At 49.2% G+C, this 16635-nt stretch carries 15 protein-coding genes and 1 pseudogene; all 16 read right to left on the bottom strand.

The features are described from left to right. Nucleotides 1-98: 98 nt before the first annotated feature. The 16 genes and pseudogenes from ACLD1X_RS08670 to rpsA all read right to left on the bottom strand — a co-directional run bounded on the left by ACLD1X_RS08670 (nucleotide 99) and on the right by rpsA (nucleotide 16536). Nucleotides 99-1124: an MraY family glycosyltransferase gene (locus ACLD1X_RS08670; protein ID WP_429366954.1), complete on the bottom strand. Its 1026-nt coding sequence runs from the start codon at nucleotides 1122-1124 to the stop codon at nucleotides 99-101. Between the two features lie 63 nt (nucleotides 1125-1187). Next, nucleotides 1188-2150, bottom strand: a complete 963-nt coding sequence (locus ACLD1X_RS08675) for a UDP-glucose 4-epimerase family protein (RefSeq protein ID WP_429366955.1) — start codon at nucleotides 2148-2150, stop codon at nucleotides 1188-1190. A 20-nt stretch (nucleotides 2151-2170) separates the two neighbouring features. Further along, the gene (gene wecB, locus ACLD1X_RS08680; protein WP_429366956.1) at nucleotides 2171-3298 is read right to left on the bottom strand and encodes a non-hydrolyzing UDP-N-acetylglucosamine 2-epimerase; all 1128 of its coding nucleotides are present in this window, start codon (nucleotides 3296-3298) and stop codon (nucleotides 2171-2173) included. Continuing rightward, a complete protein-coding gene (locus tag ACLD1X_RS08685) occupies nucleotides 3291-4301 on the bottom strand; it encodes a polysaccharide biosynthesis protein (RefSeq protein ID WP_429366957.1) in 1011 nt (336 codons plus the stop codon). Before ACLD1X_RS08685 ends, wecB begins: the two co-directional genes overlap by 8 nt. A 33-nt stretch (nucleotides 4302-4334) precedes the next feature. Beyond that, nucleotides 4335-5192, bottom strand: a complete 858-nt coding sequence (locus ACLD1X_RS08690) for a dTDP-4-dehydrorhamnose reductase family protein (protein ID WP_429366958.1) — start codon at nucleotides 5190-5192, stop codon at nucleotides 4335-4337. After that, the gene (locus ACLD1X_RS08695; protein WP_429366959.1) at nucleotides 5189-6433 is read right to left on the bottom strand and encodes a glycosyltransferase family 4 protein; all 1245 of its coding nucleotides are present in this window, start codon (nucleotides 6431-6433) and stop codon (nucleotides 5189-5191) included. The genes ACLD1X_RS08690 and ACLD1X_RS08695 overlap by 4 nt, the downstream gene beginning before the upstream one ends. A gap of 179 nt (nucleotides 6434-6612) precedes the next feature. Beyond that, nucleotides 6613-7566 (bottom strand): hypothetical protein, encoded by a 954-nt coding sequence (locus tag ACLD1X_RS08700; RefSeq protein WP_429366960.1) that lies wholly within the window; start codon nucleotides 7564-7566, stop codon nucleotides 6613-6615. 60 nt (nucleotides 7567-7626) lie between these two features. Next, complete coding sequence (locus tag ACLD1X_RS08705; RefSeq protein WP_429366961.1) at nucleotides 7627-8892, bottom strand: glycosyltransferase family 4 protein; 1266 nt, start codon at nucleotides 8890-8892, stop codon at nucleotides 7627-7629. Next, complete coding sequence (locus tag ACLD1X_RS08710) at nucleotides 8876-10159, bottom strand: O-antigen translocase (RefSeq protein ID WP_429366962.1); 1284 nt, start codon at nucleotides 10157-10159, stop codon at nucleotides 8876-8878. The genes ACLD1X_RS08705 and ACLD1X_RS08710 overlap by 17 nt, the downstream gene beginning before the upstream one ends. 6 nt (nucleotides 10160-10165) lie before the next feature. Beyond that, nucleotides 10166-11296: a dTDP-4-amino-4,6-dideoxygalactose transaminase gene (rffA, locus tag ACLD1X_RS08715; RefSeq protein ID WP_429366963.1), complete on the bottom strand. Its 1131-nt coding sequence runs from the start codon at nucleotides 11294-11296 to the stop codon at nucleotides 10166-10168. After that, nucleotides 11283-11855 carry an acyltransferase gene (locus ACLD1X_RS08720; protein ID WP_429366964.1) on the bottom strand — a complete coding sequence of 191 codons (573 nt, stop codon included), beginning with the start codon at nucleotides 11853-11855 and terminating at the stop codon, nucleotides 11283-11285. Before ACLD1X_RS08720 ends, rffA begins: the two co-directional genes overlap by 14 nt. A gap of 120 nt (nucleotides 11856-11975) precedes the next feature. Next, a complete protein-coding gene (locus tag ACLD1X_RS08725; RefSeq protein ID WP_429366965.1) occupies nucleotides 11976-13055 on the bottom strand; it encodes an LPS O-antigen chain length determinant protein WzzB in 1080 nt (359 codons plus the stop codon). A 552-nt stretch (nucleotides 13056-13607) separates the two neighbouring features. Then, entirely contained in the window at nucleotides 13608-13865 is a 258-nt protein-coding gene (locus ACLD1X_RS08730) for a lipopolysaccharide assembly protein LapA domain-containing protein (RefSeq protein ID WP_429366966.1), read from the bottom strand. A gap of 28 nt (nucleotides 13866-13893) precedes the next feature. Beyond that, a complete protein-coding gene (gene ihfB / locus ACLD1X_RS08735; protein ID WP_204934187.1) occupies nucleotides 13894-14190 on the bottom strand; it encodes an integration host factor subunit beta in 297 nt (98 codons plus the stop codon). A gap of 155 nt (nucleotides 14191-14345) precedes the next feature. Next, nucleotides 14346-14634: pseudogene (locus ACLD1X_RS08740) on the bottom strand (hypothetical protein). A 210-nt stretch (nucleotides 14635-14844) separates the two neighbouring features. Further along, the gene (gene rpsA / locus ACLD1X_RS08745) at nucleotides 14845-16536 is read right to left on the bottom strand and encodes a 30S ribosomal protein S1 (RefSeq protein WP_007973639.1); all 1692 of its coding nucleotides are present in this window, start codon (nucleotides 16534-16536) and stop codon (nucleotides 14845-14847) included. Nucleotides 16537-16635 lie beyond the last annotated feature (99 nt).

Genomic DNA, 16635 nt, shown 5'->3' on the forward strand with positions numbered 1-16635 from the left:
CTCTAAACACCTCTCGAAGCTCCTAGCATTGATACAGCAACTACAGCTGTCGGTAACTCACTTACCGACAAAGCAATACTCAAAAACCAATGCGTCCATCATGCCTTGCCAGCGATTTCCAACTCGCCTGCGTGAAACTTGATGGCCAGCAACACCAGAGGCACGTAGGCCAGGACCAATCCTGCCGCGCCATCGAGATATTGCATGACGATCAATATAGCCACTGGTACTAACCACAACAAATTGATCGCAGCTATTGCCAGGGTGACCGCCCGATGGCTGCCATATTTTCGTGAGGCAAACTGGTATCCGTGGCTGCGATGGGCCTCATAAACCTTATCCCCTCGCAACAGCCGACGAATGAGGGTAAAGGTGGCATCAACAATAAAGACGCCCAATAAAACGAGCCAGGCCCAGAGAAAAAGTGGATTGGTCCATGCCGCGTAAAGCGACATCACCGCCAATACGATGCCCAGAAAACCACTGCCTGCATCACCCATGAAAATTTTCGCTGGCGGGAAATTCCAGACAAGGAAGCCCAGTACGGCCATCGCCAGTACAAGTGGCGCAATGGCAAGGCTGGCATGGCCGGTGATCCAGTAGACCAGGCAGGCACCGACACAGGCACAAATCGCCTCGACGCTGGCCAGGCCATCAATACCATCCATGAAGTTGTAGAGGTTGAGCATCCAGACCAGATAGAACGCTCCGATAACATAACCGAACCAGCCGAGACTGAACTCGTGACCGAAGAGATTGATCGGTGCCATCCCGCCAATCCACGTCAACGCCCAGATGGCCCCCGCGAAATGCGCAAGCAGACGCCATCGCGCGGCAATATGTCCATGGTCGTCGAGAAAACCAATGATCGCGATCCAGCCGCCAGCCCCCAGCAGAGCCAGCGCCATGGGCCAGGCGATGGCATCTGTCCAGGCCAGGACAGGCAGCGCAAGCAGAAAACTCAGGACGATAGCCACACCACCACCCCGAGGAGTCGGGACCGAATGTGAACTACGCGCATTAGGAACATCAATCAGGCTGCGTGCCAACGCGTATTTGCGCAATGCACCAGTGCCCAAGAATGAAACACCCACCACCAACGCCAACAACCAAATTGTGTTCAAAGGTCAACTTCCTGAAACAGCCAAAATCAATCCGCAATTGAACCGACACTGACACAAGCCAGCTTAGCGCTGCCTTTCCTTGTAGTAGTTGGCAGCCGATACAAGCGCCTCATCGACGCTGACTGGAGGAGTCCAGCCCAGCAATTCCCGAGTTTTGCTTATATCGACTTGCAACGAGCCACACAGTCGTTGCGACAAGGCCCGCTTGCCCAGAAGCTGCGCCCCCCGCTCGAGCAATACGCTCGGCACAGGCAGCAAGCGTGCGGGTTTACCCAACGCCTGCGCCATCCGCGTCAACAATTGTGTCGTGGACAAATCTTCGCCATCACTGACGAGGAACGTCTGATTGGCGGCGGCCGGATGGCGGATGCAGGTCACGATCAAATCAGAAAGATTATCGAGCGCGACCAGGCTGCGCCGATTATGGATAGCCCCGAATGGCAGGGGAATTCCCTTGTCCAGCCAACGCATCATGCTCAGAAAATTGGCTCTCACACCCGGCCCGTATACCAGCACCGGACGGATGATCACCACTTCCATCCCGGTAACCTTCGCAATTTCGCGCAGCCCTTGCTCGGCCTCCATTTTCGAAATGCCATACGGATCGCCAGGTGCGGGGGTTGCATCGGCGAAGTAAGGCTGATTGAGCGGCGTACCTTCGCCATTCACCTTTATGGAACTGATGAACACAAAGCGCCGAACACCCAATGAGGCTGCTTGCCGAGCGAGACTTAGCGTGCCCTCGACATTCACCTTGCGAAACGCTTCCAGCGGATCGGACTCGGTGTCATTCATGACGTGAACGCGAGCCGCGCCATGAATGACAACCTCCACCTGGCCCAGCGCCTGCGACCAATCGGTATCAGCACTGAGCCCGGCAGTTCGAACGGTAGTAACGCGCGACGGACAATCAGGCAGGGCGTGCCCACGGATGGCTGCCACCGGTTCCAGATCGTCAGAGGCCGCCAAACGACCCAATACTGCGCGACCAACGAAACCTGTAGCGCCTGTCAATAAAACACGCATTTTTCAAACCTCGACGACGCTCAGGATTTCGACCAGACGGTACGATTGATGTAGTCGGTATAACTCAATACGACCCGAACTACCTGCTTCGACACAGGACCTGCCTGGTAATCCCTCACGACCGGGATAACGCGCTGACTACGGTCATGTTGGCTGGTTACCACACGTACGGCATCCAGAACGCCCTCCACTTTCAGGCCACTCATGATGAGCGTGCCCTCATCCATCCCTTCTGGACGCTCGTGCGCATTACGAATGGTAATGGCGGGCAAGTTCAGTAGAGAGGCTTCCTCGGTGATGGTGCCGCTATCGGACAGCACGCAAAACGCCGACATCTGCAACTTGATGTAGTCGAGCAGGCCGAATGGCTTCGAGAAACGAATCAGAGGATGGTCCAGTGATTCACCTGTCGCTTCCAGGCGCTTGCGGGTACGAGGATGCGTGGAAACGATAATCGGGTACTGGTATTTGTCGGCCAGGGCTCGCAGCGTTTTGAGCAAGTCGCGGAGGTTGTCCGGCGTATCGACGTTTTCCTCACGGTGGGCGCTGATGATGAAGAACTTGTCCTGCTCCAGGCCTTCACGCGCGAGCACGTCGGAATTGAGGATTTTCGGCATGTAATAGTCGAGCACCTCCTCCATGTGCGATCCGGTCTTGATAATGGTTTCAGGACGAATCCCTTCAGCGATCAGGTAACGCCGGGCATGCTCGGTCAGGACCATATTGATATCGCTGAGGTGATCGAGCACCTTGCGATTCAGTTCTTCAGGGACGCGCTGATCGAAACAGCGGTTGCCGGCTTCCATGTGGAATACCGGAATCTTGCGGCGCTTGGCGGCAATGACGGCCAGACAGGTATTGGTATCGCCGTAGAGCAGAAGTGCATCAGGCTTTTCGGCCTCAAATACTTCGTCCGCCTTTGAAATCACTTCCGCGATGGTCTTGGCTGCGGTATCGCCAGCGGCACCCAGGAAGTAATCAGGCTTGCGAATCTCAAGCTCATCGAAAAAAACCTGATTCAATTCGAAGTCGTAGTTTTGGCCTGAGTGAACCAACACATGATTGACCTGCTTATCAAGCTCGGCAATGACACGGCTCATCTTGATAAGTTCTGGTCGCGTACCAACCAGCGTCATGACCTTAAGCATCAAGTTGCTCCTGAATGTAATCCAGATTCAAAAGAACTTTCTTCACGCCTTCTACATCGAGTCGCTCTGTATTGTGGGATGTGTAGTCGTCGAGATCGGATATCACTTGCTCCCCCTCAACAAAAAACTTCTTGTAGTTAAGGTCGCGATTGTCCGAAGGAATACGGTAGTAGCGGCCCATGTCTTCGGCCTTGGCCATTTCTTCACGGGAAATCAGCGACTCGTAAAGTTTTTCGCCGTGGCGAGTACCGATGACCTTGACGGCATTGTCGCGAGCAAACAGTTCCTTGAGCGCTTGTGCCAGGTCCGCCACTGTCGAGGCAGGTGCCTTCTGGACGAAAATATCACCTTGCTTGGCATGCTCGAACGCATGCAGAACCAGATCGACAGAATCCTCGAGCGACATCAGGAAACGTGTCATGTTCGGGTCGGTGACAGTCAGCGGCTCGCCGCTCTGCAGCTGATTGATGAACAACGGGATCACCGAACCGCGCGATGCCATGACGTTACCGTAGCGGGTTGCGCAAATCACCGGGCCTGTTGCCGGAATCATCCGCGATTTGGCAACCATCAGCTTCTCAGCCATGGCTTTGGAAATACCCATGGCATTGATCGGGTAAACAGCTTTGTCGGTACTGAGGACAACAACGCGTTGCACACCCGAAGCAATGGCCGCATTCAACACGTTTTCGGTACCCATGACGTTGGTACGCACGGCTTCCATCGGGTAAAACTCGCACGATGGCACCTGTTTCAGCGCGGCGGCGTGGAAAATGTAATCGACTCCCACCATGGCCTGATCGAGGCTATCGCGATCGCGTACGTCTCCGATATAGAACTTCACTTTGTCATTCGACAAAGCAATGCGCATATCTTCCTGTTTTTTTTCGTCACGGCTGAATACGCGAATTTCCTTTACATCGGTATCCAGAAAACGCTTCAACACCGTATGGCCAAACGAGCCCGTACCACCCGTGATCATCAAAATCTTATTATCGAACATAACTACCTTCCAAAACCTGATTGAATTTAATGATCAACGCAACGCGCGCATCGATTTAACCAATTCCAACCACGAAGGTGGAACGTAACCAGTTGCTGCCTGAAACTTCGATGAGTTCAGTGAGCGATCTATGGCTACTTGACCATCCGCGATGATATCGATTTCCTTTTCGTAAACTTTCGCTACCAGCTTCAGAAGAGACAGCTTGTCGATCGGCGCCACCGAGACGTGATACAGGCCGTGTAGCTGTGGATTGGGGATCACGTAGTCTCGAATGACACGTGCCAGTTCCACGGTTGGAAGCCCGGAAAAAATGGCCTTTTCATAACCCTTGACCGATCCGTTCTGCGACAGGAACCAGTCCACCAGCGAATACTGGCTTCCCAGTTCGTGACCGATGATCGAGGTTCGTAGCGTGACGGCATTCAAGTCCGAGTGAAGCTCACCGATGTACTTGGACTTACCGTAGAGATCCTCTGCATCGGAGATATCCTCCTCGATGTACATGCCTTTACGCCCGGAAAACACGCAATCGGTGCTGATATGAATCAAGCGAGAAGCGGACAATTCGCACAACCTCGCAATACGATGCGGCAACATGGCATTGATAGGGAGCGCGGAAAGGGGGTCCTTGGCATCGGCCAATTGTTTGATCAGCCCGACGCAGTTGATGACGACATCCGGCTTGACCCGTGCCAGGACCGAAACCAGTGAGTCCTGGTCGAGCACGTCGACATTACTGATCAACGAACTGTGCATGCCTTCAGAAAAGTATTTGGCGCCACCCGGATTGCGCAAAGTGCCCCACACCTCGAAGTGCGGGTTTCCATGGAATTGCCTGAACACTGTGCTACCCAGCATTCCGGTGACCCCTAACACAAGAACCTTCATTTTGAGCTACCTTCCAATTCATTGATCCTGCTACCGAGGATTTCGACCAGGCGCCGGCTTTGCCGCTCCATCTCGAAATGCTCAAGGTAGTACGCCCGACCCGCCTGCCCCAACGATTCCCGCTCATCCGGAGTCATGCGGAAAAGTTGCTCAATACAGTTGGCCATACCTTCGGCATCTTGCGCCGCAGTGGTGAGACCGGCTCCCGCCTCTTGAATGACTCGCGCGCCCTCCCCGTCCAGCGCGGCGATGATCGGCCTACCCGCTGCCAGGTAAGCCTGGACTTTACTAGGGATGGTATAGGAGAACGTCTCATTCTGCTTCAACGTCACCAACAAACCCTTGGCCCGGCTGAAAAAGTGCGGCATTTCTGTGGCCGCAAAGCGTCCGGCAAGAATAAGGTTGTCCAATTCCCGGGTTTTCTTCTGGGCTTCAATCCAGCCCAACATACTGCCGCTTCCGACCAGAACGATCCTGAGTTCTGACAAATGGCGAAGCTTGCCAGCTACTTCAACGAGGGTTTCGACCGATTGCGCGGTCCCCAGGTTGCCGGCAAAAACAAGACAGAAATGGTCGTCGAGTTCTGCGAGCAAGGGCGCTGGAATCCGGGTCTCGTCGACACTCGGTGGTACGTCCTGAAAGGAGTTGGGGTAATACACGACTTTGCCGGAACTGGCATAACGGGCAACCGGCTCACGGAATGCCCGCGATTGAACGAGAAGCGTATCGGCGAAAGCGTAAATGCCCTTAACCAGCCAGCCCACAGTGCCCAATATTGCTTTGTTCTTTACGAATCCAGTTGCACTCAAGCTCTCCGGCCAGAGATCCTGAACCCATACGGCCAAGTGGCTCTTGAGTTTCCACTTCAAGTAAATTGCAGGAATTACCGAGGTAATAGGTGAAGGCGCAAACACAAAAATCGCGTCAAAATGCTCACCTTTTACGGCTCTCGGATAAAATTTAATGCCATTTAAAATAAACGACGAATAGTTCAACACAAGATTTTTTGCACCGGAAACACCACGAGGCCTGAGTGGCGCACGGCAAACACTGACACAAGACTCGAATTTTTCTTCCTGATATCCAGAAGCAGTGTAACCGCTAAAAACAACGCCATCGGGGTAGTTTGGCTTACCAGTAAGAACCTTGATGTCATGCCCTTGAGCCGTCAAAGCCTTGACCAAATCATTGATAATGAAAGACTCAGGCCAGAAATATTGTGTAACTACCAGGATTCTCATGTAGCAACCACCTTCTCTTGAGCGTTTGGCCAACGCCAGCAACTTGAAACAGGTCTTTCGAGGTATTTTCCAAATCGATTTTGTCACTCTGCACATCAGCTGCACAGGACAACCCTCTCGACAACCCGGGAATTGAAGCATCCCGGTCAGCACATCCCCCACACAACCAGCAAAAAATATTATGTAACAGGTGCGAAACCATCTGAATACAAAAATATATTAACAAGAAAATCCAACCCTTTGTACCCAAAATACAGCAACGTAAAAACCACCGGAACATTAATACCGCGTTTACTCTGGAGCCCGTAATACATAAATACAAAATACGAAAAAATCACCACCCGCTCGGCGCCAATATAATACGAAGCCAACACCATAGGAAGCGATGCAAGGACAGCCTCCACCTTGCGTGATCGTGCATAGCACATGGAAAGCGCGGTAAAAATGAGAGGCTTCAACATAGCCTCCAACCCACCCCACGTCCCGGCGTAGAACATTAACTTTGATTCAATATGCTCTTTAAGCAGCACCACAACGAGCAGAATTCCGACCATCAATAAAAACAACGAAATGAAACCAACCCCTATTTTCCCCACAAACAGACGGCGAACAATATGTAAAACCTCGCGGACTTGCGCAACAACGACCAACATTAGTGTTTGCACATGTGTCAATGTTGAAAATGCGTAAAGCGCATACCGAATCACCCCGGAACTGCAAGCCCCCATCAAGAATAGCAGCAACGAGAGCTTTAATCTTTCAGCGGAAAACGCCAAAACAAGGATATAAAAATTCAAATAAACCAGGGGAAAAAGCAATCGACTGACACCATTACGTATCAGCCACAAAAAAACATTATATGCAAACAAATAGTTAACAATAGAAAAAAGTATATCTTTATTAAAGTATGGCGCAAATATAAACGAAAACAGAAAATAGCCTGGCTCACTTGTACCTAAAGCGCCTCTGTAAAACTGGAATGCTTCAACCAGCGACAGGCCTACGACACCAGTATAAAAATTCCGGTAGAACTCCTGATCACCCAGCAGCGCATATGGAAAAATCAGAAGACTACCCAAAAAAAATGGAAGCCCCCAAAGAAGCGCCTGATATTTTTCCCGACTTATTTTCATTTATTATTGTACATAAAAATTTACTCTCGGCATCGATCGTACTAAAAAATCAACTACACTTTAAGCCAGGGTCCCCTGATCCCTTCGCCCAATGAACTCCTTATCAAAGCCAAGTTTATATTTTACTGCACACTTTACGAATGACAACCCAGCAAAAAAATTACTGTATTTTTCCGCTCGAAACAACTCAAGGTCCATCACACCTTCTTCAAGCTTTATAAACCCGTTTGCGGTATGCTCAATAGAGAATTCCTGCGCCTTGAATTTGCAAGAACTCGCAGCAAGCTGCCACTCCTCACTACTATTTATAATCGAAAGCAACTTATCGAGGATGAAATAAGTACTTTGATTCGCAGCTAACTCATTGTAAGAAAAGCCTTCAATATCACCTAAAAATCCATAGGTAACTGGATCAGGCGTCGACTCAATCCCAATGATCGATGGCAGGCCTAACGCAGACGACTCAACAATCGCAGTTCCACTTCCTACGAAGGCCAATCCACCTTTCAGTACATTTGGGATCTCTTCATATGCAATAGCCCCTTTGAAAATCACAGATGATTCGAGACCAAGCGAAGAAACGAGCTTTAATAACTCCGACTTGTAGGGTCCAGTACCGTAAATTTCATATATTAGATTTGGTCTGACTTTCTTAAGCTCAGGTAACAAACTTATGACATGCCGATTGTAAGCCTTGAATATGTGTAAATTACCTATAGAAATCAATCGATCAGAATCTGGATCCCCCAACAATCCAGTTTGCCTCTTTGGAATTTCGATACCGATGGGGACAAGAGTCGACCCGGAAAAGCTTTTATCATAGAAAGCCTGGTATGACTCAATGTTCTTCTCATTGAAAAATACTACACTTTCAGCAGGCAGCAACGAGAACAACTTTTTGGCCTTATTGGCAAAGTAATACTGAACACTATCGAACATAATTTCATTTTGATGATACACACCAAAAGAAACTTTAAATCTGAAATCAACAAGCGCACACAAGCGCTTTATGAACAACAAACCAAAAACACCCATGACATGAGCATGAGAGCCATACAACTCAATCAGTTTAATCAACTCAGCTTTATCGAGAGGAAGAAAACCACCTAAAGGCAACCTGAAGCCGGAAGATAATTTACGGCTAGAATAATCCTTTAAGTAATAGATATCAGCATACTGGCGAATTTTGCTCTCCAGGCCTTTATCTATAACATCAGACATCACCAACACGCCCAACTTTGCTTTTCTCTCGTTAAACTCACGGGCCAACCTTAGAATAAAAGTTGTACCTCCGTTCAACTCTAAAACATTAGCAATGAATAGCATGGGCTTTCTCACGCGCAGATATCAGCTTAAGATAAGTACAAAACGCAGCAACTGCAAAAACAAAATACACAATATAAGAAATCATATACCCGACCATAACTCCCTTTTCGCCAGGATAAGCCTTCAACATTACCACAGCACAACTCAGGAAAAGCACGTTCTGAAGCAATTCAGCGGCTATATACACCTTGGTTGCGGCCTTTGCAACCGCGACAAACCCCATCACATAAGAAGCAACTTTGAAAAAGTCACCTACCAGCTGATAAACAATCAAATCATCCAGTGATTTAAAGCTCGACGAAAGGATGAGCGGAATAAAAAAATCTCTGCCGCTATAAAGTATGCCCGCACCGACACCGAACGCCAGCATCATCATAGCCATGAATTTTAACGTTAGCAGTCCAATGTCCCTCCCCGTTATAAGACGGGAAATCATCGGCATAAAATAATATGCAAGGAAAACAGAGAAAAAACCCAAGTAGGCACTGGATAACTTAATCGCACCTTGCCAGACACCCGCCGCACTAAACCCCGCAGAGTCGATTAACATCTGCCGAATGATAATTTCTACAACGGGAAATGTTACCGCTGTAGTCAGCAACATCACGGTAAAGGACGACAATGAGGTTAGTTCTTTCCTCTTCAACCTGACAAATGCCACTCGAAATCTGAAATTAGATTTAAAGTAATAGTACAATGCCGGAACAAAAGGGCTTGCGTACATGGCAACTATCGACAGCGCAGCACCTACAATCCCAATTTTTGCAGTTAGCACCCACATCACGGGTAGAGCCAAAACGCTTCCAAGCACTTGAATTTTTGAGTAGATATGCGTTTGCATCAAGCCATTGCTAACACCTACCACCAAGTTCACAAAAGCAAACAACATTTGGACTACGGCCAATACGATAATGACCCAGTACAAGCCCGGATCTTTAAAAACCAGGGACGCAATGTACTTTGAGCCCAGCACGCCGACAAACATTATTACTGTGCTAAAAGCTGCGGAGTAGGTAGTTGACGCCGAAACAAAGCGCAGGAGCAGTCGAGGCTGCTTCGAATATTCGGCTGCATACTTTATCACAGCGTTTATCACCCCTCCTCCGGCAACCATATAAACCATCGTTGAGACACTCATAAAGTGTCCCACCGCCCCCATACCTTCGGCACCTAGATAATAGGCTATTATCTTCAACAGGATGAAGCCCATTACAATTCTAGAGAGATGAGCGCACCCCGTTAAGATGGCACCGCTTAATACTTTCATTCTTGGTTATATTCTTTCCAGTACAGAAATTACCGACTTAATAACTTGGTCGCGTTCTTCATTCGGCATTCCATACCAAATAGGCAATCGAACAAGCCTTTCGCTTTCGCTAGTAGTAAATTTGTCGCTTGCATGCATGCGGCCAAACACCTTGCCACAAGGAGACGAATGTAAAGGGACGTAATGAAAAACAGACATGACGTTATTTTCTTTAAGCCCGGCAATAAACTTCGTGCGACTCTCAAGCCCGTCAAGCTTCAGATAGAACATATGCGCATTGTGTTGGCACTCCTGCGGAACAAAAGGCAACCCGATCTTGCTTGAAAGGTCACCGAATGCCTTATGGTACTCATTCCAGGTATTAAGGCGATTAGCATTTATGTCGTCGGCAACCATCAATTGCCCATACAAATAGGCAGCCTGCAATTCGGATGGGAGATAACTACTGCCGATATCAACCCAGGTATACTTATCCACCATGCCACGCCAGAATTGACTTCGGTTGGTGCCTTTCTCTCTAATTATCTCAGCCCTACTGACAAATGCTTCTTCATTTATCAGCAGAAGCCCACCTTCACCGCCACTTGTATAGTTTTTCGTCTCATGAAAACTATAAGCGCCGAAGTGACCAATCGTTCCCAGAGGACGCCCCTTGTAAGTCGACATCATCCCTTGAGCTGCATCTTCTATGACATAAAGCTTATGCCGAGCCGCGATGTCCATGATCACGTCCATTTCACATGCCACTCCGGCATAATGAACAGGAACGATAGCTTTTGTCCTGGCGGTAATAGCTGCCTCTATCAGGGATTCATCTATATTCATCGTGTCCGGTCGAATATCGACAAATACAATCTTTGCTCCACGCAACACGAACGCATTTGCGGTACTGACAAAGGTATAGCTCGGCATGATAACTTCGTCACCAGGCTCAATGCCTACCAGCAACGCTGCCATTTCCAACGCTTGAGTACATGATGGTGTCAGCAAGGCTTTTTTGCAGGATAGCTTGGCTTCGAACCAGGTTTGGCAACGAACTGTGAAATCGCCATCCCCGGACATTTTTGCACTTCGCATGGCAGCAGTAACAAATTGATCTTCATTACCGGTGTAAGGCGGCCTATTAAATGGAATCATAATTTTGCTCCTCAAGAAATTTTGCTTCCAACTCCAAGAGATCCTTCTTCCTGTCTTTAATACGCTTGGCCGGGACGCCTGCATAGATTCCCCAGGACTCGGTACTTTTCGTCAATAGAGCCATGGCACCAATGGAACAACCCTCCTCGATCGTTACTCCAGGAAGTACAACAGACCCTGCCCCAACAATCACATGACGCTTAAAAAAAACCGAAGCAAACTTTTCATTTTTGAATTTCTTAGGCAGTAACGAATTGGTTAATGTCTCACCACTATAATCATCCGACTGCGAAAATACTTTTACTCCATATGCCAAAGTACAAAAATCTTCAAAGATAATGCCTGGGGTCCCACCTGCAACCAGGCACATCGGTGTAATATGATTATACTTACCCAGCGTTATCTTTCCCGACAGAACACAAAAATCATCAATTCGAGAGTAGTCACCGATCTCTATCTGATCGGCATTGTAAATACTGGCTTTATCGCTAACTTTAACTTCTCTACCGATTTTTTTGAAACCAGCTTCTTTAAGTTGCATTTCAGTTAAATAGGCCATTTTACTCACCCAAATTTTTCGTACCAGGGCACTGGTAGCCACACCAGCCATCACGGCTCAGTATCGGCCTATCTTACGACACGCAGAAAATATTGACCATTGCCGTTTTTTATTATTTTATTACACACTTTTAGCACCAGTCCCCCTGCCGAACAGCCTGATACCGTCACTACTGAGATGGTTTTTTATCAACGCGACCAGCACACCGAAAATCAGCCCCACCATCAAACCTATCAACACGTACAGGGACTTCAGAGGTTTGATCGGACTGTCCGGCAACTCTACCACCCCATCAGTTCTATATACTTTTACATCAAGAATACTGGATTCCAGGCTATTATAAAAATCGTATCTGGTCTGAAGCGTACGCAGCTTTTTGATAAATGGGTCATCAGAACTTCTGGATTCAAGGTTCTCAATCTCAGCTTTTAATGCCTTGGTACCACGCATATAAATAAGCTGCCCATCCAGATTCCCTGCAACCTCTACCGTTGAACTCCCGCTAATAATTGGAGGCCTTTCCAGTCCAATGGCTTCTGCGACCATCAAGGCTTCGCGCAGTTTGATTATTGAGTCTTCGCGATCCTTCAACCCTACATCCCTGAGCGATGCAATTTGCTGATGAATATTTCGCGCCAGAACCTGCGCCTCACTTCTTATATCATTCTTTATTTCTTTTTTTGCCAACTCACTTGCGCGCTCGATGTATTTATTAACTAACTCAACCCCTTTTTCCGCACTCTCGTCCTGCACTGCCACCATATATCTGTCCGACGACTCTTTGCTCACCAAAGAAACCATCAGTAACTTCGAGAACTCAGCGTACAATTTATCCTGCGAGCCGCTTCTTTCGCTCTCGGTGAGACTTGGCAAGTAGTAGCTATTAAAAAATTCGTGCTTCAAGGATTCAGCAGTGAGGTTCCTCGTAAAAACACTATAAACCTCTTTGACAGTATAAGGAGTTAGTTCGTTCTCAACCGTTCGACCATAATTATAATTGGCGATGTCATTTTGTGTGGGCGGAATTATGGACACCTTGGCTTCATAAATCGGTTTACTCACAAAAGCGAACAACACTGCCAGAATAGTCACCACCACTGCAATAGCAACAATAACAAATCGCTGACGCCAAAGAGCGAGTACCAAAACCTTCAAATCTATCTCATCAGTTCCAGTTGGCAAGCTTGATGTTTCCTGCATATGCATATGACCTTATCACTCTATTCAAATATCGCCCCATCTTGAATTACAACTGACAGGTTCCGATACTAAATTAACCTTTTGCTGCTTTGCACCACCCCATTTTGGCTCGCACAATTACAAACGCATCTATTTGATTCAAAAAAACCAGAAGAGTTTCAAGCATTGAATTTTAACAAACAACATTCCACCCTCAATCAGCCACCCCTTCATTTATCAAACAGCTGAAACCCGACTGTCGTTGCATGCGAATACCACAAGCATAGCCTTAAGGAGACTTTTTGATTTTAAAGATCGTAATTTTCTTCAAAGTCGTAACACTCACCGCAATCAAGGAAATCCACGCTAGCAGGCACAATGCCTCACAGGGTATAGCCTTGCGGCGAGCGCTCAACTCAGACATGCGACAAAACGCGTGATAGTCGCCAATGAACCTGAAGAAACAGGTAACCATTTGACGTAGAGCAGACATCGACACTGCGCTACTGACCGCTGAAGCCTTCACGCAATATCAACCTTTCAGGGACGATCAAGCGCACCGACGAGCACTGATTATTCATGAATCATACCTTGCGCTGGAGCTCGATTGCGCCGTACCCGGGGTCGCCTCACAAACCAACCAAGAACAGGCCCGATTGTCATACCTATGAGAAGTGTGAGCACCAGAACCAATGATAAAGGCAGAACCGGGCTAACCCACCCCAGGAACAAAAGCGAAACCGATTGCTGGTTTTCAAGAACGAACGCAAGTACTACCAAAACCAGCAGCAAGAGAAATACGGCAATTATTGCGCGCTTGAAGTTGCGCATGAGCGCCCTCCTTTGAATGCGGCGCTAGTCAAAGTCCATCCTCCTCATCCTCGTTTACACGATCACGCAATTCTTTGCCTGGCTTGAAATGCGGAACGAACTTGCCGTCGAGGCTGACAGACTGACCAGTTTTCGGATTACGGCCTACACGTGGTGCGCGGTAGTGCAGAGAGAAGCTGCCAAACCCCCGGATTTCGATACGATCTCCAGTAGCCAGACATTGGGACATTTGCTCAAGCATGGTCTTGATGGCCAGCTCCACATCCTTGGATGAGAGCAGCCCTTGATGGGTGACAATTCGTTCGATCAACTCCGACTTCGTCATATTTTTCCCTTCTTTTTCAAGCAGCTAGATCAGCGCTCCAAAGGTTTTAGCACGGCCGCATGATTTTGAACAGCCCGAGTTTTTCCATCTATTCCCCCCACCCCAGAATGATTGCCCACCCCCGGAAGACGGACGACCTCTGAACGGCTACCACCTCATCGGCAAATCACCAACAGAGTGCGCATCACGAACCCTGCCGGGTTGAATCCGAAGGGGGCCGTCCTCCTTTCCCTTGAACGCATCAGACCTCGCCACAACCTTGTAGCCTTTGTAGCCCACCCCCTTGCATTCTTTCGTCGCGCACTTGTAGCACTTATCCCATTGCGAACCGAGCCCCGAACAATCGACCTCAATGCCGCCAACCCCGCGCACCGCATCAGTTCTGGCATTAGTGGTACACCCCGCTAGCGCCAATACCGCTACTGCGACAATTAGCTTGCTCATCCACGCCCTTTTGCCAGAAAGCCCAGTGGGCGATCATTAGCCTCAGGCTAAAGACTAGCCGCAAATAAGCGCTTGATCCGACTAAACAATCAGACATTTTTTCGGCATCTTTGGTTCACGACTCGAGCAGCTAAGGCCGGGGACAACTCAGCAAATTCCAGACACAAAAAAGGGCGACCGAAGTCGCCCTTTTTTACAGAAAGTCAGAACTTAGTTCTGCTTTTCCATTTGTGCACGCAGCAGGTCACCCAGAGTGGTGGCCACAGGAGCATCAGTAGCTACTGGCTTGTCGCGCAGGCTCTGGATTGCTTCTTTCTCGTCTTCAACGTCTTTCGACTTGATCGAGAGCTGAATTACACGGCTCTTGCGGTCAACGCTGATGATCTTGGCTTCTACTTCTTCGCCTTCTTTCAGAACGTTGCGCGCGTCTTCAACGCGGTCACGGCTGATTTCGGAGGCTTTCAGAGTCGCTTCGATATCGTCGGCCAGAGTGATGATGGCGCCTTTAGCGTCAACTTCCTTCACGATGCCTTTAACGATGGCGCCTTTGTCGTTCTCTTGAACGTACTCGGAGAACGGATCGCTTTCCAGTTGCTTGATACCCAGGGAGATGCGCTCACGCTCTGGGTCAACCGACAGGATAACGGTGTCCAGCTCGTCGCCCTTCTTGAAGCGGCGTACGGCTTCTTCGCCCACTTCGTTCCAGGAGATGTCGGACAGGTGAACCAGACCGTCGATGCCGCCGTCCAGACCAATGAAGATACCGAAATCGGTGATCGACTTGATGGTGCCGGAGATTTTATCGCCCTTGTTGAACTGGCCAGAGAAATCTTCCCATGGGTTAGATTTGCACTGCTTGATGCCCAGGGAGATACGACGACGCTCTTCGTCGATGTCCAGAACCATAACTTCCACTTCGTCGCCGACTTGTACGACTTTCGAAGGGTGGATGTTCTTGTTGGTCCAGTCCATTTCGGAAACGTGTACCAGACCTTCAACGCCTTCTTCCAGCTCAGCGAAGCAGCCGTAGTCGGTCAGGTTGGTTACACGAGCGGTAACGCGAGTGCTTTCCGGGTAACGGGCTTTGATAGCAACCCATGGATCTTCGCCCAGTTGCTTCAGGCCCAGGGAAACACGATTGCGCTCGCGATCGTACTTCAGAACCTTGACATCGATCTCGTCGCCAACGTTGACGATTTCGGAAGGATGCTTGATACGCTTCCAGGCCATGTCGGTAATGTGCAGCAGGCCATCGACGCCACCCAGATCGACGAATGCGCCGTAATCGGTGAGGTTCTTGACGATACCTTTGACTTGTTGGCCTTCCTGCAGGGATTCCAGCAGAGCTTCGCGCTCGGCGGAGTTCTCGGCTTCCAGGACGCTGCGACGGGAAACAACAACGTTGTTGCGTTTCTGGTCCAGCTTGATGACCTTGAATTCCAGCTCTTTGCCTTCCAGGTGCGTGGTGTCGCGCACTGGACGGACGTCAACCAGAGAACCTGGCAGGAACGCACGGATGCCGTTAACGTCGACAGTGAAGCCGCCTTTAACCTTACCGTTGATAACGCCCTTGACCACTTCTTCGGCTGCGAAGGCTGCTTCCAGAACGATCCAGCATTCAGCGCGCTTGGCTTTTTCACGGGACAGCTTGGTTTCACCGAAACCGTCTTCAACCGAGTCCAGAGCAACGTGAACTTCGTCACCGACGTTGATGTTCAGTTCGCCAGCGTCGTTGTAGAACTGCTCCAGCGGGATCAGTGCTTCGGACTTCAGGCCAGCGTGAACGGTTACCCAGCGAGCCTGGTAATCGATATCAACGATAACACCGGTGATGATGGAGCCTGCCTGAAGGTTCAGGGTCTTTAGGCTTTCTTCAAAGAGTTCCGCAAAGCTTTCGCTCATTTTAATTCCTGTTGATGAGGGCGAAGAATACGCCCATCTCCACACCCCAGACGGTGTGGGTTAGTTTCATTTAAAAGAAGCCACCGCAGGACTATGACT

Origin of the sequence: Pseudomonas sp. 18173 (genome assembly GCF_050432945.1) — a bacterium.
In the GTDB taxonomy this organism is placed as follows: domain Bacteria; phylum Pseudomonadota; class Gammaproteobacteria; order Pseudomonadales; family Pseudomonadaceae; genus Aquipseudomonas.

Bases quoted from the DNA above. Each gene is read 5' to 3' on its own strand.
- ACLD1X_RS08725 (WP_429366965.1), bottom strand. From the start codon at position 13,055: ATGCAGGAAACATCAAGCTTGCCAACTGGAACTGATGAGATAGATTTG.
- ACLD1X_RS08705 (WP_429366961.1), bottom strand. From the start codon at position 8,892: ATGCTATTCATTGCTAATGTTTTAGAGTTGAACGGAGGTACAACTTTT.
- ACLD1X_RS08690 (WP_429366958.1), bottom strand. From the start codon at position 5,192: ATGAAGGTTCTTGTGTTAGGGGTCACCGGAATGCTGGGTAGCACAGTG.
- rpsA (WP_007973639.1), bottom strand. From the start codon at position 16,536: ATGAGCGAAAGCTTTGCGGAACTCTTTGAAGAAAGCCTAAAGACCCTG.
- ACLD1X_RS08710 (WP_429366962.1), bottom strand. From the start codon at position 10,159: ATGAAAGTATTAAGCGGTGCCATCTTAACGGGGTGCGCTCATCTCTCT.
- ACLD1X_RS08695 (WP_429366959.1), bottom strand. From the start codon at position 6,433: ATGAGAATCCTGGTAGTTACACAATATTTCTGGCCTGAGTCTTTCATT.
- ACLD1X_RS08675 (WP_429366955.1), bottom strand. From the start codon at position 2,150: ATGCGTGTTTTATTGACAGGCGCTACAGGTTTCGTTGGTCGCGCAGTA.
- ACLD1X_RS08685 (WP_429366957.1), bottom strand. From the start codon at position 4,301: ATGTTCGATAATAAGATTTTGATGATCACGGGTGGTACGGGCTCGTTT.
- wecB (WP_429366956.1), bottom strand. From the start codon at position 3,298: ATGCTTAAGGTCATGACGCTGGTTGGTACGCGACCAGAACTTATCAAG.
- ACLD1X_RS08720 (WP_429366964.1), bottom strand. From the start codon at position 11,855: ATGGCCTATTTAACTGAAATGCAACTTAAAGAAGCTGGTTTCAAAAAA.
- ACLD1X_RS08700 (WP_429366960.1), bottom strand. From the start codon at position 7,566: ATGAAAATAAGTCGGGAAAAATATCAGGCGCTTCTTTGGGGGCTTCCA.
- ACLD1X_RS08730 (WP_429366966.1), bottom strand. From the start codon at position 13,865: ATGCGCAACTTCAAGCGCGCAATAATTGCCGTATTTCTCTTGCTGCTG.
- rffA (WP_429366963.1), bottom strand. From the start codon at position 11,296: ATGATTCCATTTAATAGGCCGCCTTACACCGGTAATGAAGATCAATTT.
- ihfB (WP_204934187.1), bottom strand. From the start codon at position 14,190: ATGACGAAGTCGGAGTTGATCGAACGAATTGTCACCCATCAAGGGCTG.